Genomic DNA, 26,221 nt, shown 5'->3' on the forward strand with positions numbered 1-26,221 from the left:
CGACGGGCCGTCTACGCTTCCGACCATGCGTACTCCCGTTCCACCGCCGGACCGCGCGGGCCGCCACCGCGCTCCCGAGCGTGACCGCGACCGGGTCCGCGTGCTCGTCGTCGAGGACGACGACACCATCGGGCGCCACCTGGAGACCGGACTGACCAGCGGCGGCTACGCGCCCACCTGGTCCAGAACGGGGACCGGCGCACTGGCCGAGGCCGAGCGGACGGCGTACGACGTCGTCCTGCTCGACCTCGGCCTGCCCGACGCCGACGGCCTCGACCTCGCCCGCCGGCTGCGCGCCCGCTTCCCCGAGCTGCTGATCGTCATCCTCACCGCGCGCGGCGAGGAGATCGACGTGATCGCCGGTCTCGACGCGGGAGCCGACGACTACCTGGTCAAACCCTTCAGCCTCACCATCCTGCTGGCGCGCCTGCGCGCCCATCTGCGCCGCCGCCCGCCCGCCTCGCCCCAGGAGGAACCCCTCCGCCTCGGCGACCTGACCATCGACACCTCCGCCCGCCGCTGCCTCCTGCGCGACCGTGAACTGACCCTGCGCCCCAAGGAGTTCGAACTCCTCGCGGTGCTCACCCGGCACGCGGACAGCGCCGTGAGCCGCGAGACCCTGATGGCCCAGGTGTGGGACGAGAACTGGTTCGGGCCCACCAAGACCCTGGACGTCACCATGGCCTCCCTACGCCGCCGCCTCGCCGAGGCCGAGGCCGCCGCGACAGCGCCCGTACACGTCCCCCGGATCACCACCCTGCGCGGCCACGGATACCGACTGGAGACCTGAGTGATAACCAGTTCCTGAGCGCCGCTACGGCAGTCAGGATGTGTTCAGGTTCCCGGTGACACGGTCGACCCATGACATCCGAGACATCCGAGACTTCCGAGATCCCGCTGATCCACGGCCCCACCGCTGCCGCACCCGGCCACCGCCGTCATTCCCGCCCTCGCTGGAACAAGGTTCCCGAAATCACCGTGTACTTCTGGGTGATCAAGGTGCTGTGCACCACGGTCGGCGAGACCGCGGCCGACCTGCTCAACGAGAAGGCCGGCCTGGGCCTGACCGGCGTGTCACTGCTGATGAGCGTGCTGCTGGCGGCCGTACTGGTCGTCCAGTTCCGCACCAGCGCCTACCGCGCGGGCGTGTACTGGCTCGCCGTCGCCCTGATCAGCGTCGTCGGCACCCTCATCAGCGACAACCTCACCGACAACATGGGCGTACCGCTGGAGACCAGCACCACCGTGTTCGCGATCGTCCTGGCGGTCGTGTTCGCCGCCTGGTACCGCAGCGAGCACACCCTGTCCATCCACAGCATCGACACAGTGCGCCGGGAGTCCTACTACTGGCTCGCGGTCCTCTTCACCTTCGCCCTCGGCACCGCGGCCGGCGACCTGGTCTCCGAGCGCATGAACCTCGGCTACTGGCTCTCCGCCGGCCTGTTCGCGCTGGCGATCGGCGCGGTCGCCGTCGCACACTTCGCGCTCGGCCTGGACGCGGTGTGGAGCTTCTGGATCGCGTACGTCCTCACCCGCCCGCTGGGCGCCTCGGTCGGCGACTACCTCTCCCAGCCCACCAACGGCGGCGGCCTGGGCCTGGGCACCGTGGTCACCAGCGCGCTGTTCCTCGCGGTCATCCTCGGTCTGGTGGTCTTCCTGGCGGTCACGCGCAGGGACGTCACCGAGCCGGAGCCGCAGCACTCGTGAGGCCTCGGCTCCGGCCCGACGGGCGCGTCGGGCCGTGCTCCTGGCAGTCCTGCCGGAGCTGATGGGCTGCGCCCATGTGGCAGGAAGCGCGGTCGGCCCGCAGGCAGGCAGGCCCCGAACTGTGCGCCGAGCACGTGCCCGGCGTCGTACGACACCGCATCCACCGGCGGAGCGGGCCAGCGTCGCGCCAGCGGCAGCCCCAGGCCCGCTCCGCCGTGTTCGCGTCCGGGTCGGCACGGCGGCTGGGCAGGAAGAGTTGCCCGACGACCGCGGACGGCACCGCCGGTCCGCCGTGGGTGGCGTCGATGCCTGCCTCGCCGGATGCGGCGATGTGCGGTGACGGTGAGGGACAACCGGTCAGTGGCTCTCCTCTCCCTGGGCAACCTCGACGTCGTGATGGAAGGCGAGCACGCCGGCTGCCCCGGCGGAGACCGACAGAACCGCGCAGGCAGCCAGGAGGAGAGCGATACAGCGGGTGGCGCGCGAGCGTCCCTCGAAGGGCGTGAGGAGGGCGGCGACGCGTTGCGGAACGGGACCGGTCGTGGCCGCGGGTGCGAAGTCCGGGCGGGTGGTTCGGGAGGCTTGGCCGGCGAGGGCGGCGCGTGCGATGGCGGTGGCGATCAGGCGCCGGTCGCCGAGGGCGGTGGCTGCGGCCTCGTCGGCCGCCCGCTCGGCGGCGAGCCGGATGGCGGCGCGAGTGGTGCGCAGGGCGGGGTGGCAGTGGGCGGCGAATTCGGCGACGGCCAGGAAGTAGTGGTGGCCGGCCCGGTTGTGGGCGCGTTCGTGGGCGAAGAGCGCTTCGCGTTCGCCGGGGCCGAGGCTGCGCAGCATCGCGGTGGTGACGACGATGCGGTGGGGGCGTCCTGGCAGGGCATACGCATCGGGGTGCGGTGAGTCGACGACGCAGAGGTCACCGGCGGCGGGACGGCGGTCGGCCTGGGTCCGGGCGATGCGGAAGACGCGGACCTGCCGGAGCGCCGAGCGCGCCAGGGTCCAGGCGCCGAGCGTGAGCACTCCGGTGGCCGCCGCGGCCGAGGGCAGGACAAGGAAGTCCGACGGCGTGCGCAGAGGATGGACGAGCTCGCCGAGTGCGGCAAAGGCGGGGAGTTTGAGCAGTCCGATCAGGACCAGGGCACCGAGGGCGGTGACGCAGGAACCGGCCAGCGCCATGGCCGAGGCGGTGAGGACCCACAACGCGGTGACCGGGGCCAGGTGATCGAGGGTACGGCGGGCCAGCGCCGGCGCGAGGAAGGGCAGGATCAGCGGTACGAGCAGCAGAGAGGTCATTGCTTGTCACCGTCCAGCAGCTGGCGCAGGAGCTGCTCGTCGTCGGGGCTGAGCTCGGCGACGAAGCGCGCCAGGACCGTCTCCCGGTCGGTGTCCCGGTCGAGTTCGGTGTGCATACGCCGGGCGGTCAGGCCGGGAGCGTCCTGCACGGGGAAGTAGGCGTAGCCGCGCCCCTGCCGTTCACGGCCGACGACGCCCTTCTCGTGCAGACGGGTCAGGATCGTCGTCACCGTCGTCCGGGCCAGGCCGGAGCCGAGTCCGGTCTGCACCCGGCCTGCGGTGAGCGGGACCCCCGCGGCCCACAGCGCGGCCATGACGGCGGCTTCGAGCTCGCCCGCCGGACGCCTCTCGTCCTTCGCGTTGGTCATGGAACCTTCCTCACCCCACTATCGTCTACAGTTCAGTAGACCGTCTACAACACTGTAGTCGCTCTCGGGTGCCGGTCCGCTGCATCCGACGGTCCGGATGAAGGGGTTCTCGATGACGACCACACCCATGCACCTATCGTCGCAGCTCGCTGTCAATGTGCTGGACGCCCGGTCGCTGCTGTCCGCTTTCGGCGTGCTGGGCGTGGGTGTGGTGCTGTTTGCCGAGACGGGCCTGCTGATCGGCTTCTTCCTCCCGGGCGACTCGCTGCTGTTCACGGCCGGCCTGCTGTGCACCGGCACCGCCGACCGCGGCCTGAAGCTGTCGCTCGCCCCGCTGCTGGTCGCCGCCGCGGTGGGGGCTCTGGCCGGCTCGCAGTTTCCGCAGGCCCTCGCCCGACGGATCACGGCCACGCGGTTGCGTCCGCTGCTGGTGGCGTCATGAAGCGCGGCGATGTGGCCGAGCTGGCCGGCAGCACCGGGCTCGGCGCGTGGACGGCGTTCGGTGTGCTGAGCATGGTCGTCATAGGCGACGGCGTGCCGCTGTTCGCGGACAGCGACCTTCTGTCGTGGTCCGTCGGCCATCGACCGGACGTGGCGGTGGCGTTCGCCCGCGGGCTGACCGCCACCGGGACGGGTGCCGTCCCGTACCTGCTGGCCGTGCTGGCCGGAATCACCGCGGGGCGTACCCCGCGGCAGAGGATGACGGCCGTCTCCCTCTGTCTGGCCTGCCTCGGGGCAGGCCAGGCCCTGCGGTACGGGGTGATGACGCTCGTCGCCCGGCCCCGGCCGCCACACGCGGACTGGGCAGCGCACGCATCGGGGTGGGCGTTCCCGTCCGGTCACGCCACCACGGCCGCCCTCACCGCCGGACTGCTCGTCATCGCCGTCCGCGTGCGCGGCCCGCGCGGCAGGACCCCGCTCACCCTGGTCATCGGCGGTTGGGGCGCGCTGGTCGGGCTGACCCGCGTGTACCTCGGAGTGCACTGGTTCACCGATGTAGTCGCCGGCTGGCTCTTCGCCCTCGGCTGGCTGGGAGTGTGCCTGTGGGCCGTGGCCTGCCAGCTGCCCGAGAGGTGGATCCCCGGTACGACGGGCACGGCACGGGAGGCGACAGAGCCGATGGGCACCGCAGGCCGGACGGACAAGGCACGAGATCCGAAGGAGGACCATGCACCCCAAGATCCTGGTCGTCGAGGACGATCACGCTCTGCGTGACGTGCTGGTGCGCGGACTGCGCGACGATGACTTCGACACGGTGCCCGCGCCGGACGGTGCCACCGCCCTGCGGCTGGCCACCGATGACATCGCCGCCGCCGTGCTCGACGTCGGCCTGCCCGACGCCGACGGGCGAGACGTGTGCCAGGCGATGCGCGCGAACGGATTCCTCTCCCCCGTCATCTTCCTCACCGCCCATCACAGGCTCGCCGACCGGCTGTCCGGCTTCTCCGCCGGGTGCGACGACTATCTGCCCAAGCCGTTCCACCTCACCGAACTCGCGGCCCGCCTGCGGGCAGCGGTCAAACGGACCGAACCACGACCCGCGACCACAGCAGGGGACCTGGTGCTGGACCCCGTACGGCACGGCATCAGCGCTCATGGCACCCGAATCGCGCTCACACCGACCGAGTTCCGCCTCCTGGCCGCGCTCATGGCGGCATCCGGCGGCATCGTGCGCCGCCGCGAGTTGCTCCGAGCGGGCTGGCCCGAGGGTGCCCAGGTCAGCGACAACACCCTCGACCAGTACCTGACCCGGCTGCGCCGCAAGCTGCGCGACGCGGGCAGCGACCACAGGATCGGCACGGCCCGAGGGATCGGCCACCGCCTGTCATGAGCAGATTCCGCCACCGGCGACAGCCGTGCCGCCGCGGAGGGACTGTCATGACCGCGCTTGTGCACCGGCTGACTCCCAGCACGCTGCGCGGCCGGCTGTCCCTGGTGGCGCTGGCCACGGCCACCCTCCTGATGGTGATCCTCACCATCGCCTTCAACGCCGTGGCCCAGCAACGCCTTCAGCACCAGGCAGACGACGAGTTGCGCACGCGCGCCGCCGCCGTCGCGACGACCGTCGACACCAGCGGCACGACCGTACGCGTCCTGGAAACCCCGCACGACAACCTCCTCGACGCGAACGTGTGGATCTACGCCGGCCGACGCCTGCTGGAAGAGCCGCCGACCGCCGGCCCACTGACCCGCGTCGCCGACGCACTCACCCGGCGGGGCGGGCGACGTTGCGTCACCGCCGACACCCGTGGCCCCCTGCGGCTGTGCGCCCAGCCCGTATCCGGAGACAGGAGCGAGGCCACCGTGGTCACCGCGTTGGACCTCTCCCCCTACCGGAGTTCGGCCGACACCCTGCTCCTGGGATCGCTCGCCCTGGACGCCGTCATGCTCGCCTGCACCTACGCCCTGACCCGGCTGGCCGTGGGCCGCGCGTTGCGCCCCGTGCGCACGATGACCGACCAGGCCACCGAGTGGAGCGCCGTCGCCTCCGAAGAACGCTTCGGCACCATGCGGCGCCCGGCCGAACTCGCCCGCCTCGGTACGTCACTGGACGCGCTGCTGGACCGCATCCGCACGGTCCTGCGTCACGAGCGGCAGCTCACCGGGGAACTCTCGCACGAGCTGCGTACGCCACTGAGCCGGATCATCGCCGAACTCGACTGGTGGCAGGCCCGCCCCCGCTCGACCGCCCAGACGCGGGCCACTCACAAGGTCATCGCGAAAGCCGCCGACTCCATGTGCACCATCTGCGACACCCTCCTGGACGACGCCCGCGACGGCACACTCACCGCTCCGGGCACCGCCGAGGTCCTGCCCACGCTCCGTCACCTCGCCGAACTCCTGGAGCTGCCAAGCTACTTGGCGATCACCACCGACGTCCCCCAACTGACCGCCGGTGTCCCACCCGCCCTCCTCGAGCGCATCGTCAGCCCGCTCCTCACCAACGCCTGCCGCTACGCCAACTCGAGCGTCACCGTCCGCGCGTATCGCGGACCCGACGGCGTACGCATCGACGTCATCGACGATGGGCCCGGCGTACCACCTCGGTTCGCCGAACAGCTCTTCCAGCCCGGCCGACGGGCGGATCCCGGCGACGGACACAGCGGAGCCGGCCTGGGACTACCGCTGGCACGGCGCATGGCCCGCTCCGCCAGCGGCGAGGTGACGTACGACCCTGGGCAGGCACCGGGCGCACGGTTCGTGGTCAGCCTGCCTGCCGGGTGACGGCGGCCGCCGGAGGCTCCGGGTCAAGGCCCCGCTGTCAGGTGCGGTCGGCGTTCGAGCGGGCGAAGAACTCGTTCTCGGCCCACCCGCCAGGCGCCGACCCACAGTTTCGGCGCGCACCCGTACGCCCTGACGTCCGGCCGCACCCGCCCGATACCCTTGCCGCGACTGCTGCGACGCGGGCGACCACGAGGGGGCGGGTGCTGTGGACGGCGCTGCCGTTGGGCTGCGGATCGCTTCGGCGGTGGTCGCGCCCCTGCTCAAACGGTTACTGCTGCCACCCGCCAAGGCTCCGGAGGCGGAGTACGGCGACCGGCCGGTGCCCGTCCGGCGGCTTCTTTCGTTCGCCGTGGAGCACCGCGTGCTCACCGAGGACGATCTGCACAAACTCGCCCGCGAGCTGGTCCGCCGGGCCGTCCGCGCCGCCGGGCCGCACGACCCTCCCGTAGCCCCCGACGAGCATGACGCCGTCGGGCAGGCCCTGACGCGCACCCTGCACGCGCTCGGCGACCTCGACATGGACGACGTGCAGGCCCTCGCGCTCGGCCCGGAGCGGCTCGCCGCCGAGCTCTCGCAACGGGCGGGCCCGAACACTCGGCGGCTGCTCAGCGACGACGCCGCGCGCTTCCACGACCGGCTCCTGGAGACGGCTTGTCTCCACCTCGTCCGGTTCTTCAGCCAGCGGCCCGGCTTCGCAGCCCGCGCCCAGATCGAGCAGAGCCGGGAGCTGCGCGCCCAGAGCGAAAAACTGGCCCTGATCCTGGAGCGGCTTCCCGACGTGTCCCGGCAGGACGCCGCGTTCGAAGCGGAGTACGCCCGTTACGTCGTGGAGTACCACGGCCGGCTCACCATCTACGGCGTCGACCTGCGCGAACCCGGCGGCCAGGCCTGGCCGTTGGAAACCGCCTACCTGAGCTTGCAGGCCACCCCATACCGCGGCGGCGACACCGCCCTGGAGCCGAACGGTGAGCCGGGCGGCGACCGCGACCCGGAGGCCGACCGCGCCGACGGCCGCCCCGCCGAGGCGGTGCTCGGCACCCACGAGCGCGTGGTCCTGCGCGGCGTCGCGGGCACCGGCAAGACCACCCTCGTACAGTGGCTTGCCCTCACCACGGCGCAGCAGGACCGCGTGCCCGGCGGCCTGTCACAGCTGTTCGGACGCGTCCCGTTCGTCCTGCCGCTGCGCACCCTCGCCCGCAAGGACAGCGAACTGCCCATGCCCGAGGACTTCCTGCACTGGATCGGCTGCCCGCTGGTCGGCACCCAGCCGGACGGCTGGGCGGTCCGGGTGCTCAAGCACGGCCGCGGGGTGCTGCTCATCGACGGCGCCGACGAGATCCCCCGCGAGGACCGAGCCCGGGTACGGGACTGGCTGCGCAAGCTGCTCGCGGTGTTCCCCGGCAACCTGTGGCTGCTCACCGCGCGGCCCTCGGCCGTGGAGCGCGGCTGGCTGGTCCGCGAGGGCTTCCAGGAGTTCGCGCTCTCGCCGATGCGCCCCGCCGACATGAAGCGCTTCGTGCGCCACTGGCACCGGGCCGCCGGGACCTCCGAGGCGCTCGGCGAGTCGCTCACCCTGTCGCTGCGCAGCAGTCCCGAGTTGAGCCGCCTGGCCACCAACCCGCTGATGTGCGCGCTCATTTGTGCCCTGCACCGGGAGCGGCGCGGCTTTCTGCCGCAGGGCCGCGCCTCGCTGTACGAGGCGGCGCTCTCCATGCTGCTCGAACGCCGCGACCTGGAGCGCGAGGTGTACGGGCGCAGCCGGAAGCCCGAGCTGGACCAGAAGTCCGCGACGGAGCCGCTGCAGCGCCTGGCGTACTGGCTGATCCGGAACGAGCGGACCCGGCTCAACTGGGACGACGCCGTCGACGTGATCCGCCGCCTGCAGCCCTCGGTGCCCCGGCTCGCGGACGTCGGCGCACCCGAGGACGCGCTGCAACTGCTGCTCGAACGCTCCGGGATCCTGCGTGAACCGGCCACCGGCGTGGTCGATTTCATCCACCGTACGTTTCAGGACTTCCTTGGTGCCAAGGCGGTGCTTGAGGAGCGGGACATTGGCATGCTGGTGAACAACGCGCACTTGGACCAGTGGGAGGACGTCGTACAGATGGCCGTGGCACAAGCCCGCCACCAGGAGCGCGCCGACCTCCTCACCCGGCTGCGGGAGCGCGGCGACCGCGAGAAGGACGCCGCGGTCCGCTCCCGGCTCCGTCTCCTCGCGCTCGCCTCGCTCGAACAGGCCACCCGCCTGGAGCCGGAAGTACGCGAGACCATCGAGGACCGTGCCGCCCGCATGGTGCCGCCGCGCAGCCTGCGCGAGGCCCGCCAACTCGCCCGCACCGGCCCCCTGTTGCTCGGCGTGCTCCCCCCGGCGCAGGAGCTCGCCGGGGACGAGGAACTGGCCACCGTGCACGCCGTCTGCCAGATCGGCGGGGACGCCGCGCTCCCTCGCCTGCGCGAGTTCCTGACCACCCGGCAGCCCGCTGTGCGCGCCCAACTCCTCGGTCACTGGGACCGGTTCGACACCGATGTGTACGCCGAGGAAATCGTCCGGCCACTCCTGGAGGCCGGGGGTGACGAGCTCGTCACGGTCCGCTCCGCGGCCGAGCTCGATGCCCTGCGCACCATGTCCGGCTACCGCCGCGTGGCGCTGCACGGCGACTTCACGCCGGACGAGATCGGCTCCCTGGACCCTCGGCAGTTGCGCGAACTCCGCCTGGCGGGTGCCCTGCAGCTGGAGGACCTGCGGGTCCTCGACGCCTATCCGGGCCTGGCGGTCGTCGCCCTGCAGAGCTGCCGGAACCTGCGCGACCCGGCCCCGCTGACCCGGCTGCCCAACCTGCGGCGGCTCGCCCTGCGGGACCTGCCCGCGTTCGAGCCGCTGCTCGCACTCGCCGACTGCCCGCAGCTCGACGCCCTGCTCGTCGGCGCCGATGTGCCCTGGCGCGGCCTGTCGGACCTGCCGCGCACCGCCGAGCTCCGCCTGCTCGCACTGCCGCCCGCGGCCACCCGGCTCACCGACATCACCGCCTGCTCCGGACTGGAGGAGCTGCGGCTGCAGGACGCCAGTGAGCGGCTCGTGCCCGACGAATGGGGCTCCCTCGTAGGGGCGTTGCCGAATCTGCGCCGGCTCGGCCTGTCGCCGCAGCAGCTCACCATGCTCTTGTTCATGCCGGGCATCCAGATGGCGCAGGTGACCCGCCTCGACGTACCGGCGACGCCCGGCACGCCGGTACCGCTGCGGAAAATCGCCCTGCGGCTTCCCGGCCTTGAGGAGCTCCACCTCTCACAGGCCGGCGACGTCGACCTCACCTCACTCGCGGGCCTGCGGCGGCTGCGCCGGGTGCGGCTCGCCTATCCGGGGGAGCTACGGGGCGCGGAGTCGCTGCCGCAGAGCGTGGCGCTCGACGTCTATCCGCGACCGTGAACGACCCCTCCGTGAACGTTCGGTCGGCTGAGCGCTCCTGACGGAGCGTCTGCGCTCCCAGTGCCCCGATACGCCCTCTCTGCGCCCTCCCCGCTCCCTGGCGCACACCCGCCCGCCACCGCAGGTCACAAGCGCATGACGGGGTCTCCGGGGCGTCTGGCGAGCGACGGGCCGTAGCGGTAAGTTCTCGTGCTCCAGGCATAGTTGGTACGGACGTCAGCAGCTGATGTACCGGGGGGAACGGGGGGCCCGTCTCCGAGTCGCGGCCGCCGACAGACCAGGGCGACGGAAGCGGGACGCAGCCAGATGCGCATGACGGAAGGGCCACCGCTGTATGGCCGGGACCCGCTGCTGCGCTCGCTGCTCCCCCGGCTGACCGGCCTCGCCTTCGACGAGCGTGTCCGGGCGGCCCGGGAATTCCACGGCGACCTGCCGGTGGTCCTCGTGACGGGCCGGCACGGCATGGGGCGCAGCGCCGTCCTGCGGTCCCTCGCAGAGCACTACGCGGGGCGCCTGCCCCTCGCCTACGTGCGGGCCGTGCCGCCCGACCCCGACCTGCCGCCTCCGGCACCGGCCGGGCCCGCCGGGGCCCCCTTCGCGCCGGACGCGCCCGGCGGGGCGTCGCCCGCCGTCGCCTCGACCTTCGTCGAGCTCCTTGCCGAGGTGGTCTGCGGGCTCGGGCCCGAGCTGCGCCGGCACTTCCCGGTCCTGGTGCCGGGCCTGTTCGCGGTCTCCGCCTGGGAGTACGACAACGCCGGGCAGCGGGATGCGGCCTGTCTGCGGTACGCCCGGCTGCTGCTCGCCTGCCGGCTCGCCGCGGGCGACGAGGCGCGGCTGCGGCAGTCCTGGGCCACCGCCGTGGACCAGCGGCTCGCGCGCGTGAGCGGCCCGCGCGACCAGGCCGCCGTCACCGCCGCCGTCGTGGCCGAGTACGCCGAGCGGCACCGGCCCGACGCGGCCCGGGCCTGGTACCGGGAGCGCTTCCCCGAGCAGAGCGCCGAGGGCGACGCGGGCGCCCTCGGGGATCCGCTCGAACTGCTCGGCGAGTGGTTCCACCAGGGCGGCGACTACCGGCATGCCGCCGAGCAGACCCTGATGGCCGCGTTCCTGCACGACGTCGCGAGCTCGTACGGCAGGCTGCAGCGCTGGAACCGCGAGCCCCGGCCCCTGGTGCTGCTCGACGACGCGCACTGCGCGGCCGGGCTGACCTTCCTGGACCTGCTCCTCGAACACCGCGCGCAACCCGGCCGCACCGACCGTGAGGAGCTCGTCGTGGTGGCGACCCGGCTCGGCGACGTGCTGGACGAGGCGCCCGCCGCGGTCCGCCGCACCCTGCCCGACCTGGTGAAGTCCACCGGCTGGAAGCGCGCCGGGCTCGAACCGTCGGCCGGTCTGCTCGCGGTCCCCCTGACCCCGCTGAGCCGGGACGACATCCTGCTGCTCCTGGTGCCCCGGCACCGCTCCAGGCCGCTGCACCCCTATCTGGCCTCCGCCGTGCACTCCCTGACCGGCGGGCACCCGGCGGCGACCACCGCGCTGTGCTCGGCCGCGCTGCGGGCGACGGAGCAGGGCGCGTCCGTGAGGCCCGGGGACCTGCTGCGCCTGGACGCCGAGGACGGCCGGCCCGTGACCGAGGCGCTGCTGCTGCGACTGCTGCCGGACCGGCGCCAGCGGGACCGGCTCACCGTGCTGTCGCTCGCCCGGGACAGCACGGCCGCGGAGGCGCTCGCCGCCCATCTGAAGCTGGAGGGCCCCGACCAGCTGGCCGCCAACTCGGCCGCCGACTACCTCGAAGAGCAGCAGTGGCAGCCGCTCACGCACCCCGACGCGCCGCTGGTCGGCGACCCGCTCCTGCAGACCCTGCTCGTGCACGAGGCCCGCCGGTCCGCGCGCCCGCCCGACGACGACCGCAGCTGGCAGGGCATCCACCGGTTCCTGCGCGCCCACCACGCCCAGCGCGGCGAGGACGGCGAGGCGGACGCGCTGCGGCACACCCTGGCGACCGGGAACGCGAAGCTGGTGGTCGCCGCGCTCACCGAGGAGTTCCGGTCCGAGCAGGACGAGCAGGCCGCCGCCCACTGGCTGACCTGCCTCTGGTACGCCGCCACGGCCCCGACCCCGCCGACGGAACCGGACGGTGACTGGACCGACGAACGCCTACCGGTGGCACTCGGCGCGCACGACGGGCGGTACGCCGACCTGCACGAGATCGAGCGGTGCGTGAACCGTCTCCTGCACGCCCTGTGGCAGGTCTCCGAGCCGGACACCGAACCGGACCGCGACCTGTGCAAGGCGGTCGGGGAGGAACTGGCGTATCTCTCGCCGCGCCATCCGACCTGGCATGCCGTGCTCGGCCAGGCCGCCCGCACCTGGCCGGTGGCCGCGCGCAAGAAACAGCCCTTCCCCGTTCCCGGCGTCCCCGGCGCCCCGGGCACCCCCGGCATCCCTGGTGTCCCCGGCGCCCCCGGTCAGTGAGGAACCATGCTGCTGCGTCTGTTCCGTCGTCATCCCCGCGAGTGGGGCCCGGTCGAGTGGCTCGCCGGCGGGGTCGTGGTGGTGCTTGTCGTCGGCGCGCTCGTGCTCCTGGCCAACCTGCTACAGGGGCCCGGGCGGTGCGGCGCGGACCTGAAGGACATCGACGGCGACTGCGTGGGCGTCACCGCGCGCGCCTTCGAGGCCGATCCGGCGGTCGAGAGCCTGATCGACGCGATCGCGGCGGAGAACGCCCGGGTGCAGCGCGAATGGGCGGACCCGCAGGGCAACGCCCCACGGATCCCGTACGTCCGGATCGCCCTGATGATGCCGTTCACGGCGGACGAGCACAGTGCGATGACCACCGACATGATCCGCCGCGCGCTCGCCGGTTCGCTCACCGCGCAGCTGCAGGCCAATCGTTCCGGCGGCCCGCACTACCAGCTGCTCCTCGCGCCCGACGGACGGAACCTGCGCCAGTGGCCCGGCGTCGTCGAGCGGCTCGCCGAGCTGGCCGCGGACGACAGCACGCCGCTGGTCGGCGTCACCGGCACGCCGAGCAGCACCGAGGAGACGCGCGAGGCGATCGACGCGCTCAGCGAGCACGGCATCCCCACCGTCGGCCCGGTGATCACCGCGACCGACATGAACTCCCGCTATTTCTTCAAGACGTCCCCGAACAATGACCAGCTGGCCCGCGCCCTCATGCTCTACGTCAACGAGCACCCGGGGCAGGGCAAGGGCTTCCTGGTCTGGGACAACCGCACCGAGGACGTGTACTCGCAGAACCTGCGCGAGGTCTTCGAGCGGCACTTCGGCAAGAAGTACCGGCTCGACGAGCACAACTCGAACTTCACCGGAACCTCCGGCACCGACAAGGGCATCCCGCAGCGCTTCACGCACGCCGTCACGCAGATCTGTACCGAGAAGGCCGACACCGTCCTGTTCGCCGGCCGCGACCAGGACCTGCCCGCGTTCATCGAGCGCCTGGCCCGGGCGGGCGACTGCGGTCGCGCCGGCGAGCTGCGCATCCTGAAGGTCGGCATCGGCCTGGAGCCCACGCTCTCCGCCGAGGCACCCACCCGCTGGCTGGCCGAGGCGAACGCCACGATCGTCGACGCGTCCTCGGTGGACCCGGCCTGGTGGAAGGGCGAGAACGACCCGCCCGCGGCGCTCGGCCGGTTCCTCAACCGCTTCGAGAAGATCCACGAGGAGCACAAGCTCGGGCCCAAGGCGCTGGACGACGGCTACGCGGTGATGTACCACGACGCGTTCGTGCTGCTCGCCGACGCCGTGGACCGCACCTTCGCCGACGTCAACGAGGGCGGCAAGCAGACCCCTGAGGCGGTTCGCATGCCCACCAAGGACGACGTGTACAACACCCTGATCCTCCCGAGCGTGGCGGGCGACACCTGCTCCGGCTGCCTGCGCGGCGCGGCCGGCACGTATGGCTTCGAGGGACCGGGCGAGAACGACCAGTGGGCGGTGTGCAAGCCGGTGCCGCTCGTGCTGCACCCCTCGGACTCCGGCGCGGCGGGACGTGAGCCGCTGCCGCTGCTCCGTACGTTCCGCGGCGCCTCCGGCGAGGGGTGCCCCAAGTCCTCCGGCAGCTGAAGAGCAGTCCGTGCACGGTTCCGCCGCGCTCCTGAAGGGCGCTCGGGCTTGCAGCCGAAAAGTCTCAAAGATCAAAAGGTCCGGTGCCGTACCAGGCGGAGTGTCACGTAGGTTTCGCCCGGGCGCGGGGCGGGTCCAGGATCGGGTGCGGAAGGTGTGCAGGCGTCCGTGCTTGATGGCGAAACGGGGCAGCCGGACACCGAACTCGGCCGCGAGGGCGTCCAGGGCGCGGCGCTCGCTCCTGGCTCCAGCGCGCCAGCAAGGACCGCCAGTCGTCGATCGAATCCGTCATGACGACGATCCTGACAGCCACCACTGACAACGCCACCGCCCCGCACGGCGGTTCGGGTCGTCCCGGCAGGCCCCGGGGCTTCAGCGCGACGCGCGTGCCCTGAGCGAGCGGCAGAGGCCGTTCAGTGGCCGTAGGGCGGCTCGAAGCACCCGGTCTCCAGGTACGGGCCGGTGGCCCGCACGCCGTAGTTGGACTTCTGCACGAACGCCGTGACACATGCGTCGTCATGAACGCGCAGGGCGGCCTTCGCCCCCTCCGGCGTGACGTAGCCGCCGTTCTTGTAGCGCGGGGACATCTTCCGGACGGTGAGTGTGCCGCCGAGCCGCCTGCCGTCCCGCGTGCCGCGCTCCTCCTCGTAGCCGAGCCGGAGCAGGGCCGCCCGCACCGTCGCCGGGTCCCACTCGCCCCGCTCCCACAGCCGCTTGAGGACCGGCCTGATGCGGTCGGCCTCCCGCTCGGCGTCCGCCGCGTGGGCCGGAGTCATCTCGCCCGGGCGGCGATGGGCGTTGTTCTCGTTGTAGTGCGGTGCCCCGTCACCGGCCCCCGGTTCCACGTACGGCGCGGCGCCCGCAGCACCGGGCGAGGATCCAGCGGACGTACGGGGCGTGGCTCCGGCCGCCCCGTCCGAGGCGCGCAGCTCACCGCATGCGGTGAGGGTCAGGGCGGCGAGTACCAGGGCAGCCGCGGTAAGAGGGTTGCGGCAAACGGCCGTTGAGGAGGGCATGGGGCGATCGTGCCAGAACCAGCCGTCGACGTCGCCCACGGTGACGCGGTCCGACTCCTTCCAGGCGCCGTTTGCCTGCGTGTTGCGGGCCTTACGTCCTGACCGGCTGGAGCAAGGGCGAGAAGCTCGCCTTCAAGGCCAACCCGCACTACGTGGTCTTCCAGCAGCCCCGGCTGTCCGCGGACCCCCGGCTGCGGCCGGCCGACATGATCGCCGAGCCGCTGCGCGCCACCGGCCGGCGCGCGGACGTACCCGAACGGGTCGCCGAGCTGGCCGCCACCGTCGGCCTCACTCCGGACCTGCTGGGCAGGCGCTCGCCCGAGGTCAGTGACGGCCGGTCGCAGCGCGCCTGCCTGGCGCGCACCCTCGTGCTGCGGCCGCGCCGGCTGATCTGCGACGAGATGACCGCGATGCTCGACGCCTCCACCACGGCCGCCGTGGCCGCGGTTGTCGAGGACTGTCGCGCCGGCACCGGCGCGGGCCTGCTCGCAGTCGGCCACGACCGTACGCTCCTGGAGTGCTTGTGCGACCGGACGGTCTCCCGGGACGCCCCTGAACGGGGAGTGAGTTCCAAGAAACTTCCCGTTCACCGTTACGGCGACTTTCGGGAAACAACCGCTTCCTAGCGTACGCGGCATGATCTCGCATGCCTCGGAGCCGTGTACAAGGGCGGTCGCTCTGTGCCGCCTCTGAGGCCTAACCCCCGCCCCGCGGCGCCCGTTGGCCGCGCGGCCGCTCGACTTCCCTGTCCTGCCGACGACGCCACACGGGGATCCCCCTCGCAGCACCCGTCCCCAGCACCCCAGCGCCCCGGGAGGCGTGACATGAGCACCACCGAGTCACGGCTGACAGCACCAGATCCCGCGAAGCCCGCCACGAGCCAGGCGACCAAGGAGACCCTGGAGGACTACACCCTCCGTTTCGCGCCGCGCAGTTACCGCCGCTGGACCCCCATGGTGGTGGCCACGACCGCGCTCGGCGGCATCGCCTACATGGCCGACTTCTCCATCGGCGCCGGCATCGGCCTGGCCCACGGAACCGGCAACGCGCTCGTGGCGATCGCCGTCGCCGCGGTGGTCATCTTCGTCACCGGTTTCCCGCTCGCGTACTACGGCGCCCGCTACAACATTGACCTGGACCTGATCACCCGCGGCTCGGGCTTCGGCTACTACGGTTCGGTGCTGACGAGCGTCATCTTCGCCAGCTTCACCTTCATCTTCTTCGCCCTCGAAGGCTCGATCATGGCCCAGGGCCTCAAGCTGGGCCTCGGCATGCCGCTGTGGCTGGGCTATGCCGTCTCCACACTGATGGTGATCCCGCTGGTGATCTACGGCATGAAGGCGCTCAGCAAGCTCCAGGTGTGGACGACGCCCGTCTGGCTGCTGCTGATGGTGGCCCCGCTGGTCTACCTGGTCTCCACCGACCCGGGCACCGTCGACCGCTTCCTGTCCTACGCCGGCGCCGACGGCGACGGCGGCGTCAACACGGCCTCGGTGCTGCTCGGCGCGGGCGTGTGTCTGTCCCTCATCGCGCAGATCGGTGAGCAGATCGACTACCTGCGCTTCATGCCGCCCAGGACCGAGGCGAACAAGCGCAGTTGGTGGACCGCCGTGGTGATGGCCGGGCCCGGCTGGGTGGTGCTCGGCGCGCTGAAGCAGGCCATCGGTGTGTTCCTCGCCGTGTACATCCTCGCCAAGGTCGGCCCGGCCGCCTCGACCGAGCCGATCCAGCAGTTCAAGGGCGCCTTCGACGCGATGATGCCGTCCTGGATGGTGCTGCCGCTGGCCGTGGCCCTGGTCGTGATCAGCCAGATCAAGATCAACGTGACGAACGCGTACTCCGGTTCGCTGGCGTGGACCAACTCTTTCACGCGCGTCACCAAGCGCTACCCGGGCCGCCTGGTGTTCGTACTGGTCAACCTCGGCATCGCGCTCGCGCTGATGGAGGGCGACATGTTCAGCGTCCTCAACAGCATCCTGGGCTTCTACTCGAACTGCGCGATCGCCTGGGTGGTCACCGTCGCCACCGACATCATGATCAACAAGTATCTGCTGAAGCTCTCCCCGCACGCCCCGGAGTTCCGCCGCGGCATGCTGTACGCCGTGAACCCCGTGGGCGTGGTGGCCTTCGTCGCCGCCTCCGGCCTGTCCATCGCCATGTACTTCCACGTCCTCGGCGACACCCTCCAGCCGTACTCCCCGGTCGCCGCCGCGGTGCTGGCCTTCGTCCTCACGCCGCTCATGGCGATCGTCACCAAGGGCAAGTACTACCTGCGCCGCACCGACGACGGCATCGACGAGCCGATGCTGGACTCCGAGGGCAATCCGAGCGCGGTCACCTACGACTGCCACGTCTGCCACCAGCCGTACGAGCGCCCGGACCTGGCGGCCTGCGCCACGCACGACGCGGTGGTGTGCTCGCTGTGCCTGAGCACGGACAAGGTCGGCGACCACGTGCTGCCGGCGACCTGACCGGACAGGCCCTTATGGACGGGCCCACTGCTCCGCTCAGCGCTCGACGAAGAACGCGAGGTCGTCGGGGGCCGGGCGGAGCAGGCCGTCGCGGAGCGCGAGGGCCGTGGCCTCGGCGCGGGAGGCGGCGCCGGTCTTGCGGAGCAGGTGCTCGACGTGGCTGTGCACGGTCCGCGGGGACAGGAACAGCACCTGGGCGATGGCCCGGTTGGTCTGTCCCATGGCCGCGCGGGTGAGCACCTCCAGCTCCCGCGGGCTGAGTCCGTACGGCAGCTCTGCGGGCGTCTCGTGGATCAGTACCGCGTCCGCCGTGATCCCCGGGCCGGGCCGGTTCCGATGGAGGACGACGCGGTACCAGGTGCCCTGCGTCGGCCACAGCAGCCGCACCCGGTGTCCGGCCGTCCCGGCGAAGGCGCGGAGCAGGCTGTGCACCTCGTCGTCCTGCAGCACCTGCGGACGGTCCCGGCCGGGCAGGTCGATCACCGCGTCAGGAGTCACGAGGCTCGCCCTGCCGTCCACGGGGAGGTCGTGCAGGCCGGCGGCACGGGCCACCGGATCGGCGAGTGCCGCCAGGGCCGGCATGACGCAGGCGAGCAGGTGGCGCGCCTCGACGTCGTAGGCGTCCGGGCTCTCCGTGGACAGGTGTACTAGGCCCACCAGGCGGTTACCGTGCCGCAGCGCCCCGGTCACTCCGTCGCGGAACCCGGCAGGGCGGACCCGCTCGGCGTAGAACCAGCCCTGACGGAAGCGCGGTCCGAACTCCTCCGGGTCCTCCGTGTCCGCGGAGATGGACGGCGGCAGCTCCCTCCGTACGACATTGCGGTACCACGGCGTCGTCACGAACTCGTCGGCCAGGGCATGCGAGGTCTCGGCGGTGTAACCGATGCCCGCCATCTGATGGTGGGCGCCGGTCAGCGGGTCCAGCGCGAGCAGCGTCGCCGCGTCCAGGGGGAGGGCGCGGGCGAGTTCGCACAGGGCCTCGTCGCAGGCCGAGGCGGTGTCGTGTTCGCGGGTGAGCATGCCGATGCGGGTGGCCGCCGCGATCTGGTGGTGGCTGAGCATGCGAGCCTCCGGGGAGCGGCTCGGGACCATCTGGTCGTTTGGGCCCCAACGATAGGGGTGCGGTCCGTGCCGGACAAGGCGTTCACCGCTTCGTGACGCGATGGGTCCTACTGACGCAGGGAGCTCGCCGAGTCGGTATTTGTACGGATGGCGGAGCGGTACGCCGGGGTCTTTCCTGTGGGACACAGCCGGACGCCCGCCGGGAGCGGGCCCGCCCCCTCGGAGAGCCCCGCCATGAACCCAAGCAGGTCCGCCGCCTCCCCTCGGCTTCGCGCAGACAGTTCCTCGCCTTCTCCGGCGCCGCCGTCGGGGCCACCGCGCTCACCGCCGCAGGCTGCTCGGCGCCACCGAGCTCGTCGGCCTCGGCCAAGTCCTCGGCCTCGGGCGGCACATGCCTCTCGGCGTTCATCGTGACGCTCGGCATGCTGACCGCCGTCCGAGCGGCTGGCGCAGCAGCTCTTCCCGCTGCCGCTGAGCGGTTTCGGTCCCGGCTTCGCCTGGCTGGGCGGGGCACGGATCGCGGGCGTCGCCGCACCGGTCGTCATCGCCGCGGCCGTACTCGCGGCGGGTGCCCTGTTCCTGGCGCTCCCCCCGGCCGGACGGCACGTGTTCGCCATCGGCGTCAACCGGGAAGCCGCGCACCTGTCCGGGATCAACATCCGCCGTACGCCGTTCATGCTGTTCGTGGTCACGGGCATCGCGGCGGCCCTGGCAGGGGCCATCAAGGCATCGGTGCTGGACAGCGTGGTCGCCGGGACCTCGGGCGCCGGGTTCGAACTGTCCGTGCTCACCGCCGTACTGGTGGGCGGCGTCGCGCTCACCGGCGGTTCCGGCTCGATCCTCGGTGTCCTGCTCGGCGTGCTCTTCCTGGGCTGCCTGCAGAACGGCCTCACACTGCTGGACGTGCCCACGTTCTGGCAGCAGATGGCCCAGGGCACCGCCCTGGTGGCGGGCGCGGCACTGGCGTACTTCGCGCCCCGCGCGGCGCGTTGACCCATCCCTCGTCCCGCCGTTGAAATCCCGCCGTTGAAATCCCGCTGTTGAAATCCCTCCGTGGAAATCCTCCGATGAAAGAGGTCCCCGTGAGTGCCACCGCTCCCACCCTCATCCTCACCGGCGGTCAGGTCCTCACCGTCGACCGAGACTTCACCGTCGCCCAAAGCGTCGCCGTACGCGGCCGGGACATCGTCGCCACCGGCAGCGACGCCGAGATGCGCGCCCTGGCCGGCCCCGGCACCCGGGTCGTCGAACTCGGCGGCCGGACCGTCCTTCCCGGCCTCAACGACTCCCATCTTCACGGGGCGGCCTACGGCATGACGAAGCCACCCTTCGCCATCGACGTCGGCCACCCCGCGGTGGGTTCGATCGCCGACATAGCCGCCGCGGTACGACGGGCGGCACGGGCGTCCCGCCCCGACGAGTGGATCGTCGGCCTCGGCTGGGACCCCGGCTATCTCGCGGAGTGCCTGGCCGACCCGCGCCGCTTCCCGCACCGCCGCGACCTGGACGCGGTCGCCCCGTACCACCCGGTCTGCCTGACGGACTTCTCCTCGCACATGGTGTGGGCCAACAGCGAGGCCCTGCGCCGGTGCGGCGTCGACGCGGGCAGCACACCACCACCGGGCGGTGTCATCGACCGCGACGTCGACGGGGAGCCGACCGGCATCCTGCGCGAGGCGGCCCAGCGGCTCGTGCAGGCAGCCCTGCCCTCCCCGACGATCGCCCAGCGCCGCCAGGCCATCCAGGGCGTGGTCCGCGAACTGCACGCACGTGGCATCACCAGCTACACCGAACCCGGCCTCGGCCCCGGCGGCACCGGAACCCTCTTCGGCGGCCTGAGCACCGACAACTGGACCGCGTACGCCGAACTCGTGGCGGCCGGTGAACTCGACGCCCGGGTCAGCGTCCTCCTGCTGCCCGCCCCCATGGGCGGTTCCGCCGCCGACCTGCGCAAGGGACTGGAAGAGCTGCGCCGGCCGGCGTCGGCGGATCCGCGCCGGCTGAACGCCATCGGCGTCAAGATCTTCGCGGACGGAGTGCCGCCGAACCGCACGGCCTGGATGAGCGAGCCGTACCCGGAAGGCGGCCACGGTGCGCTGTGCGTGCACGGCGACACTCCCGCACTCCAGGTGGCGGAGCTGCGGGAGATGATCGGGCTCGCGCACGAGGCCGGTTTCCAGCTCGGCGTGCACGTCACCGGCGACCGGGCCATCGACACGGTCGTGGACGCCTTCGCCGCCGCGCAGGCGGCCGCGCCCCGGCCCGACGCCCGGCACTACGTCATCCACGGCGACTTCATCGGCGCCGACAGTCTGGCGAGGCTCGCCGAGCACGGCTACGGCGTCAACATGAACCCGGCCATCAAGTGGACCATCTCCGACCTGATGGACGAGGTCGTGGGTCCCGAGCGGTCGGCGTACCAGTGGCCGGTGCGGGACGCGGTCGAGGCCGGGGTGCGCGTGTGCGCAAGCTCTGACGCGCCGATCACCGCGCCCGACTGGCGGCAGGGCGTGGCCGGGATGCTGCTGCGCGAGTCCAAGGCCAGCGGCCGGCCGAGCGGCCCCGAACAGTGCGTGCCGCTCGCCGACGCCCTGCGTGCCTACACGGTCAACGCGGCCTGGCAGGACTTCGCCGACGACTGGAAGGGCACCATCGAGGCCGGCAAGGTGGCCGATCTGTGCGTCCTGGACCGGCCGTTGCTGGATCTCGATCCGCATGAGATCACCGAAGCAGAGGTGGACCTGACCGTGTTCGACGGCCGCGTGGTCCACGAACGCTGACGGCTCCCACCGGTCCGGGACACGGCCGTTGGTCACCGGACCGCGATGAGTGGGTCATCGGCGCGCAAACCAACGTCAAGGGCCGTCCTTCTCCCCCTGTTTCGCCCGCTTACGGCCGTCGGGCGGCTTGTGTCGCCACCGGGACGGACGCCCTTCGCGGCGGCCGGTCCCGCCGATTCCGGCAGGGCCGCGCTCAGTAGGGCTTCGTCGGCCAGTCCAGCAGGCGCGCGCCGATCACCGCGGTCTGGAGGGTGTAGCGGTGCACCGGGTCGGACGGGTCCGCGCCGGTGAGCTTGTGGATGCGCTCCAGGCGGTAGGTGAAGGCGCGCACGCTCAGTGACAGCCGCCGGGCCGCCTCCGCGGAGACGCAGCCGGAGTCGAAGTAGGCGGTGAGCGTGTCGAGCAGCGGCTCGGCGCCGCCGCGGGCCCGGCGCAGCGGGCCGAGGGCGCTCTCCACAAGGTCGGCCATGGCCTGCCGGTCGCGGGTGAGGACGGGGTAGACCAAGAGGTCGGCGGCGTGCAGCACGGGTTCGTCGAGTTCCAGGCGGTCGGCCAGGTCGAGTGCGTTCAGCGCCTCCTCGTACGACTGGACGACACCGGCCGGGCCAGGATGCGGGCGGCCGATCGCCACCCGGCCGCCGTCGGTGGCGGCGAACGCCTGCTTGGCGAAGTACGTGAGGACGTCGTCCTGGTCGCCGGGCGCGATGCACACCAGCCGCCCGTCCTTGGTGGTGAGCAGGATGCTGCGGTCACTGAACCGGCCGATCAGCGCGCGCTCCACCTCCCGGGGGACGGCGTCGCCCTCGTCGTAGACGGCCGGGCCGCTCGCCACGGCGACCGCGTGTTCGTACGACAGCCGCAGCCCGTAGCGTTCCGCGCGCTGGGCGAGCAGGCCCAGATCGCTGCGGCCGTACAGCAGGTCGTCGATGAACTCCCGGCGCGCCGCCTCCTCCTGCCGTACGGCGAGCCGCTGGGCCCGCTCGTAGCCCTCGGCGAACGCGTCGATCGCCAGGGCCGCGGCGGTGAGCACACTGTCCGGGGACGTGCCCGGCCCGGCCGGCCAGGTGGCGCGGGTGGCGGCCAGGTGGGCGGCGACGAGGGCCCGCAGCCCGAGGCCGGCCTCCGCGGCCTGCTCGCCCAGGACCCGGCGCGAGTCGAGTTCCTCCCGGGTGAGGCGGCGGCCGGTCGCTGAGGCGTCCGCGAGGATGCCGGCGTACCCCTCGAGGTACTCCTCGGGCACGTCCTGCCCTGCCATGTGCGTCTCCCGGCTTCCGTCGCTGTGCTGCTGGTCATCTGGTCACCGACATCTTTTCAGTGCGCGGGCCGCACCGGCGCATCGGTCGCCGGGATCGGGGGCAGCACCCGGCCCGGTGGCTCGTGCGGCGCTGGCCGGCGGTGTCGGCCCTCGCGGTCGCCGTCCTCCACCTGGTCTCGGTCGGCTCGCAGGACGTGGCCGACGCTCGGCGGCCTCGGGGAGACCCTGCCGTGTGGGACGCCTGGCGCATGTGGCGGGACAATGGTCGTCGCCCGTACGTTCGCCGAGGCGTGCTGCGTCGTCGGCATCCTGACCGGCCTCCAGCCGGCCTTCCTGGGTGTAACCGGCACCGGGCCGAGCCCTACCCCAGTCGTACCGGCCCCGCGTCGATCGGGAGGCGGACGAGGAGGTAGGGCTTGCGGCGCAGGTCGCGGCCCTCGTGGAAGCGGGCCTGGCGGCTGAGCTGGTTGACGATCGCATAGCGGTGCCGGTCGTCGGCGACGGAGAGCGTGTCCGGCCAGACCAGCTCGGGCCCCTGGGCGAGCGTGGCGTACGTGCCGTCCCGGCCGCGGCGCCAGAGGGCGTTGCGCTCCAGGTCGGCGCCGTAGATCCGCCCCCGGTCGTCGCTCTCCAGCCCGTCGGCCATCGGCTTGTGGCCCAAGTCCTCGACGGTGGCGGCCACTTCGGCGTCGGACGCGTCCGGGTCGGCGAGGGCGGCGACGGACACAGCACGACCTCCGGCGGGAAGAGGATCCGCCGGACGATGCGGTTCGAGCGCGGGTCGACCGCGAGGAGCTTGGGACCGCCGTAGGAAGGAGGACCCGTCAACGGCCGCCCGGTGTCGAGAATCCACAGCCGGTCATCCGGATCGACGACCACACTCTGCGCCGACTGCAGATGCCCGGCCAGGTCGGACGGATCCTCCCGGTTCACCTCGGCGTCGGGACAGGCCACCGGCTTCCCGCCGCGCAGTTCGGCCACGGTGAAGGGCACCTCGTCGCCCCACCGGGGAAAGTTGACCAAGACCCGCCCGCGCCGCGAGACGGTGACCCCGGTGGGCATCGCGCCCCAGAACCGGCCGACGACCTCGTACCCCCGGCCGTCCCGCGCCGCGTGCGCCCGGCCGGCGAGCGGGGCGGCGGCCGTGGACGCGGTGGCGGCGGCCGCGCTGATGAACGTACGGCGATTCAGTCGCCTCATGCGAGTGCCTCCTGGCGGTGGTCACGGAAACGTCTCGGGTCCCACCCTCGTGCGAGGACACTCCTGCGCGGCCAACTCCGCACTCCGGGACCACCCGAGACGCTGTCGAGGATCTGCGCGCCGTCGTAGGCGACGATGAACACCCGCCGCTCGTGGTCCGTGGTCATGCGTCAGGGGTAGCGGGGCCTGTGGCCGTGCGTCAGGGGGGTCGGGTCTGTGACCGCGCGTCATGTGTAGCGGCGCAGGACCAGGCGGCGCGTGCCCTGCTGTAGGCGCGGGCGGGGCCGGTGAGCGCGATACCCGCCGTCGGGGTTCTGCCCGGGCAGGATCGCCGGCAGAGTCCATACGCCGCACCCGACACGGATCGCGCGGCAGCCGCCGGCGCAGAGGCAAGGGCCGAAGTCCGGCTCGGCGCCGGGCACTTCAGCGCCCAGTCCGGGAAAGCCGTTTGCCGACCAGGGCGAACTGGGAAGTTTCCTATTCAACAACGGCCGTTCGGGTCACAGGGAGTCTTCGCGACATGCCTGATTCATCCGGTACGACGACAGGTCCGCAGAGATCAGAGCGACCCGGGGGCATGGGACGGCGCGTCGTCGTCACCGGGCTCGGCGCCGTCACGCCGTTGGGCGTGGGAGTGGACGACTTGTGGCGGGGGCTGCTCGAGGGGCGGCACGGCATACGGGAGTTGGCGGGGGAGGAGTTCCGGGAACTGCCCGTGCGGGTCGCCGGAACCGTACCGGTCGATCCGGCCGCGCTGCTGCCCGGACCGGCGGCCCGGCGGATGAACCGGGCCGCGCAGTTCGCGGTGCTGGCCGCGCGGGAGGCCTGGGGCGACGCCGGGTTTGCGCCGGGCGGTACGCGGGAGAGCGGGCTCGATCCGGGGCGGGTCGGAGTGAGTCTCGGTGCGATTCTCGGGGACGCGTCCGTGCTGGTCGGCGGGGACCGGAGGCTGCGGGAGAAGGGGCCGCGGGCCGTCTCGCCGCTCACCACGCCGATGACCGTGCCATCCCAGGCCGCGTCCCAGGTCTCCCTCGACCTGCACATCACCGGCGAGGCGCGGACCGTGACCAGCGCGTGCGCCTCCGGCACCGAGGCGATCGGGCAGGCCGTGGACCGCATACGGTACGGCCGGGTCGACGTCGCCCTCGCGGGCGGTGCCGAGGCGGTCGTCACGCCGGCGATCATGGCGTCCTTCGCCGCGATGCGGGCGCTGGCGGCCGGAGAGCCGACCGAGGGCTCGCCCTCGCGGCCCTTCGCCAAGGACCGCGCCGGGTTCGTGAACGGGGAGGGTGCCGGGGTGCTCGTCCTGGAGGCCGAGGATCACGCTCGGGCGCGTGGCGCGCGTGTGTACTGCGAGGCCGCGGGTTGGGGCCTGTCGGCCGACGCCCACCATGTCGCGGCCCCCGACCCCTCCGGTACCGGCATCGCCCTCGCCCTGCGACGGGCGCTGCGGGACGCGGGAGGACATGCCGGGGACGTCGTCCACGTCAACGCCCACGCCACCGCCACGATCGACGGCGACCTCGCCGAAGCGGTGGCCCTACGGGCGGTGTTCAACGGTCGGAACGTTCCGGTGACCGGGCTCAAGGGCCACCTCGGACACCTCCAGGGAGCCGCCGGCGCCGTCGAGGCCCTCGCCACCGCGCTCACCCTCCACCACGCCGTGATCCCCCCGACCGTAGGCTGCGCCGAACTCGACGACACGATCCTCCTGGACGTCGTCCGGGACACCCCCCGCCATCTGCCGCCCGACGGCGACCTGGCCCTGAGCAACTCCTTCGGCTTCGGCGGCCACAACGCCGTACTGGCACTGCGGAAGCTCGAGTAGGGGCTTCCGGCCGGTTCGGCACCGCCGGCTACGCCGTCGTGGTTGAGCACCGTTACGGCGAAGAAAAAGAGCGGGGAAGGAGTGCGCTTGCGAACGCGGGACAGGTCAAGTCCTGCACGGGAACTGCGGGCTCGTACGCCGACGTAGCGTCGTAGATCCGGCCGGACACCTTCGGCCAGGCTAATGTCCCGCGCCGCGGTGACCCCGCTACGGCCTCACTGATCAGGCCGTGCGCTTGCGGGGCGTCTTCTTCGTCGTCCCCTTCTTCGCGGCCGTCCTCGCTGCCGTGGTCTTCTTGCCGCCGGTCTGTTTGAAGAGCCGCGCGGGTCGTCTTGCCTCGAAGACCGCGCCGAGGAACTGCAGGCCGCGCGTGCAGCCAACCGAGAGCTGACCCGAACCCTCAACCAGACCCACCGCTGACCACACCTCTCCCTCCGAACCGTCCAGGTGGCGCATGCCGGGATGCGATCAGCGGCCAGGGGATGTGCCATGGAAAAACAGGAGGTGGGAAG

20 protein-coding genes and 3 pseudogenes are annotated in these 26,221 nt (G+C 72.4%); 14 read left to right on the top strand and 9 right to left on the bottom strand.

What is annotated here, in order from left to right:
• Positions 1 to 25 precede the first annotated feature (25 nt).
• Positions 26 to 790 carry a response regulator transcription factor gene (locus tag H8R17_RS10020; RefSeq protein WP_187822795.1) on the top strand — a complete coding sequence of 255 codons (765 nt, stop codon included), beginning with the start codon at positions 26 to 28 and terminating at the stop codon, positions 788 to 790.
• 71 nt (positions 791 to 861) lie between these two features.
• On the top strand, positions 862 to 1,707 hold the full coding sequence (locus H8R17_RS10025; RefSeq protein WP_187822796.1) for a hypothetical protein: 846 nt from the start codon (positions 862 to 864) through the stop codon (positions 1,705 to 1,707).
• 357 nt (positions 1,708 to 2,064) lie between these two features.
• Here H8R17_RS10025 and H8R17_RS10030 read toward each other — a convergent pair whose 3' ends face one another.
• On the bottom strand, positions 2,065 to 2,994 hold the full coding sequence (locus H8R17_RS10030; RefSeq protein WP_187822797.1) for a M48 family metalloprotease: 930 nt from the start codon (positions 2,992 to 2,994) through the stop codon (positions 2,065 to 2,067).
• Positions 2,991 to 3,362, bottom strand: coding sequence for a BlaI/MecI/CopY family transcriptional regulator (locus H8R17_RS10035; RefSeq protein ID WP_187822798.1), 372 nt, complete (start codon positions 3,360 to 3,362; stop codon positions 2,991 to 2,993). The genes H8R17_RS10030 and H8R17_RS10035 overlap by 4 nt, the downstream gene beginning before the upstream one ends.
• A 112-nt stretch (positions 3,363 to 3,474) precedes the next feature.
• On the opposite strand from H8R17_RS10035, the pseudogene H8R17_RS10040 reads away from it, so the two are divergent.
• From H8R17_RS10040 to H8R17_RS10070, 7 genes and pseudogenes are all read left to right on the top strand, one after another.
• A pseudogene (locus tag H8R17_RS10040) lies at positions 3,475 to 3,762 on the top strand (DedA family protein); the annotation flags it as partial.
• A 38-nt stretch (positions 3,763 to 3,800) separates the two neighbouring features.
• Complete coding sequence (locus tag H8R17_RS10045) at positions 3,801 to 4,577, top strand: phosphatase PAP2 family protein (RefSeq protein WP_187822799.1); 777 nt, start codon at positions 3,801 to 3,803, stop codon at positions 4,575 to 4,577.
• The gene (locus H8R17_RS10050; RefSeq protein ID WP_187822800.1) at positions 4,531 to 5,193 is read left to right on the top strand and encodes a response regulator transcription factor; all 663 of its coding nucleotides are present in this window, start codon (positions 4,531 to 4,533) and stop codon (positions 5,191 to 5,193) included. The genes H8R17_RS10045 and H8R17_RS10050 overlap by 47 nt, the downstream gene beginning before the upstream one ends.
• Positions 5,194 to 5,240: 47 nt before the next feature.
• Positions 5,241 to 6,587 (top strand): sensor histidine kinase KdpD, encoded by a 1,347-nt coding sequence (locus H8R17_RS10055; RefSeq protein ID WP_187822801.1) that lies wholly within the window; start codon positions 5,241 to 5,243, stop codon positions 6,585 to 6,587.
• A 205-nt stretch (positions 6,588 to 6,792) separates the two neighbouring features.
• Positions 6,793 to 10,011: an NACHT domain-containing NTPase gene (locus H8R17_RS10060; RefSeq protein ID WP_187822802.1), complete on the top strand. Its 3,219-nt coding sequence runs from the start codon at positions 6,793 to 6,795 to the stop codon at positions 10,009 to 10,011.
• A 312-nt stretch (positions 10,012 to 10,323) separates the two neighbouring features.
• Positions 10,324 to 12,486, top strand: coding sequence for a collagen-like protein (locus H8R17_RS10065; RefSeq protein WP_262505157.1), 2,163 nt, complete (start codon positions 10,324 to 10,326; stop codon positions 12,484 to 12,486).
• A gap of 6 nt (positions 12,487 to 12,492) precedes the next feature.
• A complete protein-coding gene (locus H8R17_RS10070; RefSeq protein ID WP_187822804.1) occupies positions 12,493 to 14,097 on the top strand; it encodes an ABC transporter substrate-binding protein in 1,605 nt (534 codons plus the stop codon).
• Between the two features lie 413 nt (positions 14,098 to 14,510).
• On the opposite strand, the gene H8R17_RS10075 is transcribed toward H8R17_RS10070, so the two are convergent.
• Positions 14,511 to 15,113: a hypothetical protein gene (locus H8R17_RS10075; protein WP_187822805.1), complete on the bottom strand. Its 603-nt coding sequence runs from the start codon at positions 15,111 to 15,113 to the stop codon at positions 14,511 to 14,513.
• A 98-nt stretch (positions 15,114 to 15,211) separates the two neighbouring features.
• On the opposite strand from H8R17_RS10075, the gene H8R17_RS10080 reads away from it, so the two are divergent.
• Both H8R17_RS10080 and H8R17_RS10085 read left to right on the top strand, forming a co-directional pair.
• Positions 15,212 to 15,739 carry an ATP-binding cassette domain-containing protein gene (locus tag H8R17_RS10080; RefSeq protein ID WP_262505169.1) on the top strand — a complete coding sequence of 176 codons (528 nt, stop codon included), beginning with the start codon at positions 15,212 to 15,214 and terminating at the stop codon, positions 15,737 to 15,739.
• A gap of 198 nt (positions 15,740 to 15,937) precedes the next feature.
• Positions 15,938 to 17,584, top strand: coding sequence for a cytosine permease (locus tag H8R17_RS10085; RefSeq protein WP_187822806.1), 1,647 nt, complete (start codon positions 15,938 to 15,940; stop codon positions 17,582 to 17,584).
• 36 nt (positions 17,585 to 17,620) lie between these two features.
• Here H8R17_RS10085 and H8R17_RS10090 read toward each other — a convergent pair whose 3' ends face one another.
• Positions 17,621 to 18,646: a LuxR C-terminal-related transcriptional regulator gene (locus H8R17_RS10090; RefSeq protein ID WP_187822807.1), complete on the bottom strand. Its 1,026-nt coding sequence runs from the start codon at positions 18,644 to 18,646 to the stop codon at positions 17,621 to 17,623.
• A 516-nt stretch (positions 18,647 to 19,162) separates the two neighbouring features.
• Between H8R17_RS10090 and H8R17_RS10095 the strand changes: the two genes are divergently transcribed.
• Complete coding sequence (locus tag H8R17_RS10095) at positions 19,163 to 19,639, top strand: ABC transporter permease subunit (RefSeq protein ID WP_316959369.1); 477 nt, start codon at positions 19,163 to 19,165, stop codon at positions 19,637 to 19,639.
• Between the two features lie 89 nt (positions 19,640 to 19,728).
• The gene (locus H8R17_RS10100) at positions 19,729 to 21,426 is read left to right on the top strand and encodes an amidohydrolase (protein WP_187822808.1); all 1,698 of its coding nucleotides are present in this window, start codon (positions 19,729 to 19,731) and stop codon (positions 21,424 to 21,426) included.
• Between the two features lie 193 nt (positions 21,427 to 21,619).
• Here H8R17_RS10100 and H8R17_RS10105 read toward each other — a convergent pair whose 3' ends face one another.
• The 4 genes and pseudogenes from H8R17_RS10105 to H8R17_RS10115 all read right to left on the bottom strand — a co-directional run bounded on the left by H8R17_RS10105 (position 21,620) and on the right by H8R17_RS10115 (position 24,048).
• Positions 21,620 to 22,681 carry a CdaR family transcriptional regulator gene (locus H8R17_RS10105; protein WP_187822809.1) on the bottom strand — a complete coding sequence of 354 codons (1,062 nt, stop codon included), beginning with the start codon at positions 22,679 to 22,681 and terminating at the stop codon, positions 21,620 to 21,622.
• Between the two features lie 361 nt (positions 22,682 to 23,042).
• On the bottom strand, positions 23,043 to 23,408 hold the full coding sequence (locus H8R17_RS48605) for a hypothetical protein (protein ID WP_316959371.1): 366 nt from the start codon (positions 23,406 to 23,408) through the stop codon (positions 23,043 to 23,045).
• A 62-nt stretch (positions 23,409 to 23,470) separates the two neighbouring features.
• Positions 23,471 to 23,881 (bottom strand): annotated as a pseudogene (locus H8R17_RS48610) (gluconolaconase); the annotation flags it as partial.
• Positions 23,878 to 24,048, bottom strand: a complete 171-nt coding sequence (locus tag H8R17_RS10115; protein WP_187822810.1) for a hypothetical protein — start codon at positions 24,046 to 24,048, stop codon at positions 23,878 to 23,880. The pseudogene H8R17_RS48610 and the gene H8R17_RS10115, both read right to left, overlap by 4 nt.
• 413 nt (positions 24,049 to 24,461) lie before the next feature.
• Between H8R17_RS10115 and H8R17_RS10120 the strand changes: the two are divergent.
• A pseudogene (locus H8R17_RS10120) lies at positions 24,462 to 25,709 on the top strand (beta-ketoacyl-[acyl-carrier-protein] synthase family protein); the annotation flags it as partial.
• A 222-nt stretch (positions 25,710 to 25,931) separates the two neighbouring features.
• On the opposite strand, the gene H8R17_RS10125 reads toward H8R17_RS10120, so the two are convergent.
• A complete protein-coding gene (locus H8R17_RS10125; RefSeq protein ID WP_187822812.1) occupies positions 25,932 to 26,123 on the bottom strand; it encodes a hypothetical protein in 192 nt (63 codons plus the stop codon).
• Positions 26,124 to 26,221 lie beyond the last annotated feature (98 nt).

Source organism: Streptomyces sp. TRM68367 (assembly GCF_014495685.1).
GTDB lineage: Bacteria > Actinomycetota > Actinomycetes > Streptomycetales > Streptomycetaceae > Streptomyces.

Bases quoted from the DNA above. Each gene is read 5' to 3' on its own strand.
- H8R17_RS10020 (WP_187822795.1), top strand. From the start codon at position 26: ATGCGTACTCCCGTTCCACCGCCGGACCGCGCGGGCCGCCACCGCGCT.
- H8R17_RS10025 (WP_187822796.1), top strand. From the start codon at position 862: ATGACATCCGAGACATCCGAGACTTCCGAGATCCCGCTGATCCACGGC.
- H8R17_RS10030 (WP_187822797.1), bottom strand. From the start codon at position 2,994: ATGACCTCTCTGCTGCTCGTACCGCTGATCCTGCCCTTCCTCGCGCCG.
- H8R17_RS10035 (WP_187822798.1), bottom strand. From the start codon at position 3,362: ATGACCAACGCGAAGGACGAGAGGCGTCCGGCGGGCGAGCTCGAAGCC.
- H8R17_RS10045 (WP_187822799.1), top strand. From the start codon at position 3,801: ATGAAGCGCGGCGATGTGGCCGAGCTGGCCGGCAGCACCGGGCTCGGC.
- H8R17_RS10050 (WP_187822800.1), top strand. From the start codon at position 4,531: ATGCACCCCAAGATCCTGGTCGTCGAGGACGATCACGCTCTGCGTGAC.
- H8R17_RS10055 (WP_187822801.1), top strand. From the start codon at position 5,241: ATGACCGCGCTTGTGCACCGGCTGACTCCCAGCACGCTGCGCGGCCGG.
- H8R17_RS10065 (WP_262505157.1), top strand. From the start codon at position 10,324: ATGACGGAAGGGCCACCGCTGTATGGCCGGGACCCGCTGCTGCGCTCG.
- H8R17_RS10070 (WP_187822804.1), top strand. From the start codon at position 12,493: ATGCTGCTGCGTCTGTTCCGTCGTCATCCCCGCGAGTGGGGCCCGGTC.
- H8R17_RS10075 (WP_187822805.1), bottom strand. From the start codon at position 15,113: ATGCCCTCCTCAACGGCCGTTTGCCGCAACCCTCTTACCGCGGCTGCC.
- H8R17_RS10085 (WP_187822806.1), top strand. From the start codon at position 15,938: ATGAGCACCACCGAGTCACGGCTGACAGCACCAGATCCCGCGAAGCCC.
- H8R17_RS10090 (WP_187822807.1), bottom strand. From the start codon at position 18,646: ATGCTCAGCCACCACCAGATCGCGGCGGCCACCCGCATCGGCATGCTC.
- H8R17_RS10105 (WP_187822809.1), bottom strand. From the start codon at position 22,681: ATGGCAGGGCAGGACGTGCCCGAGGAGTACCTCGAGGGGTACGCCGGC.
- H8R17_RS10115 (WP_187822810.1), bottom strand. From the start codon at position 24,048: ATGACCACGGACCACGAGCGGCGGGTGTTCATCGTCGCCTACGACGGC.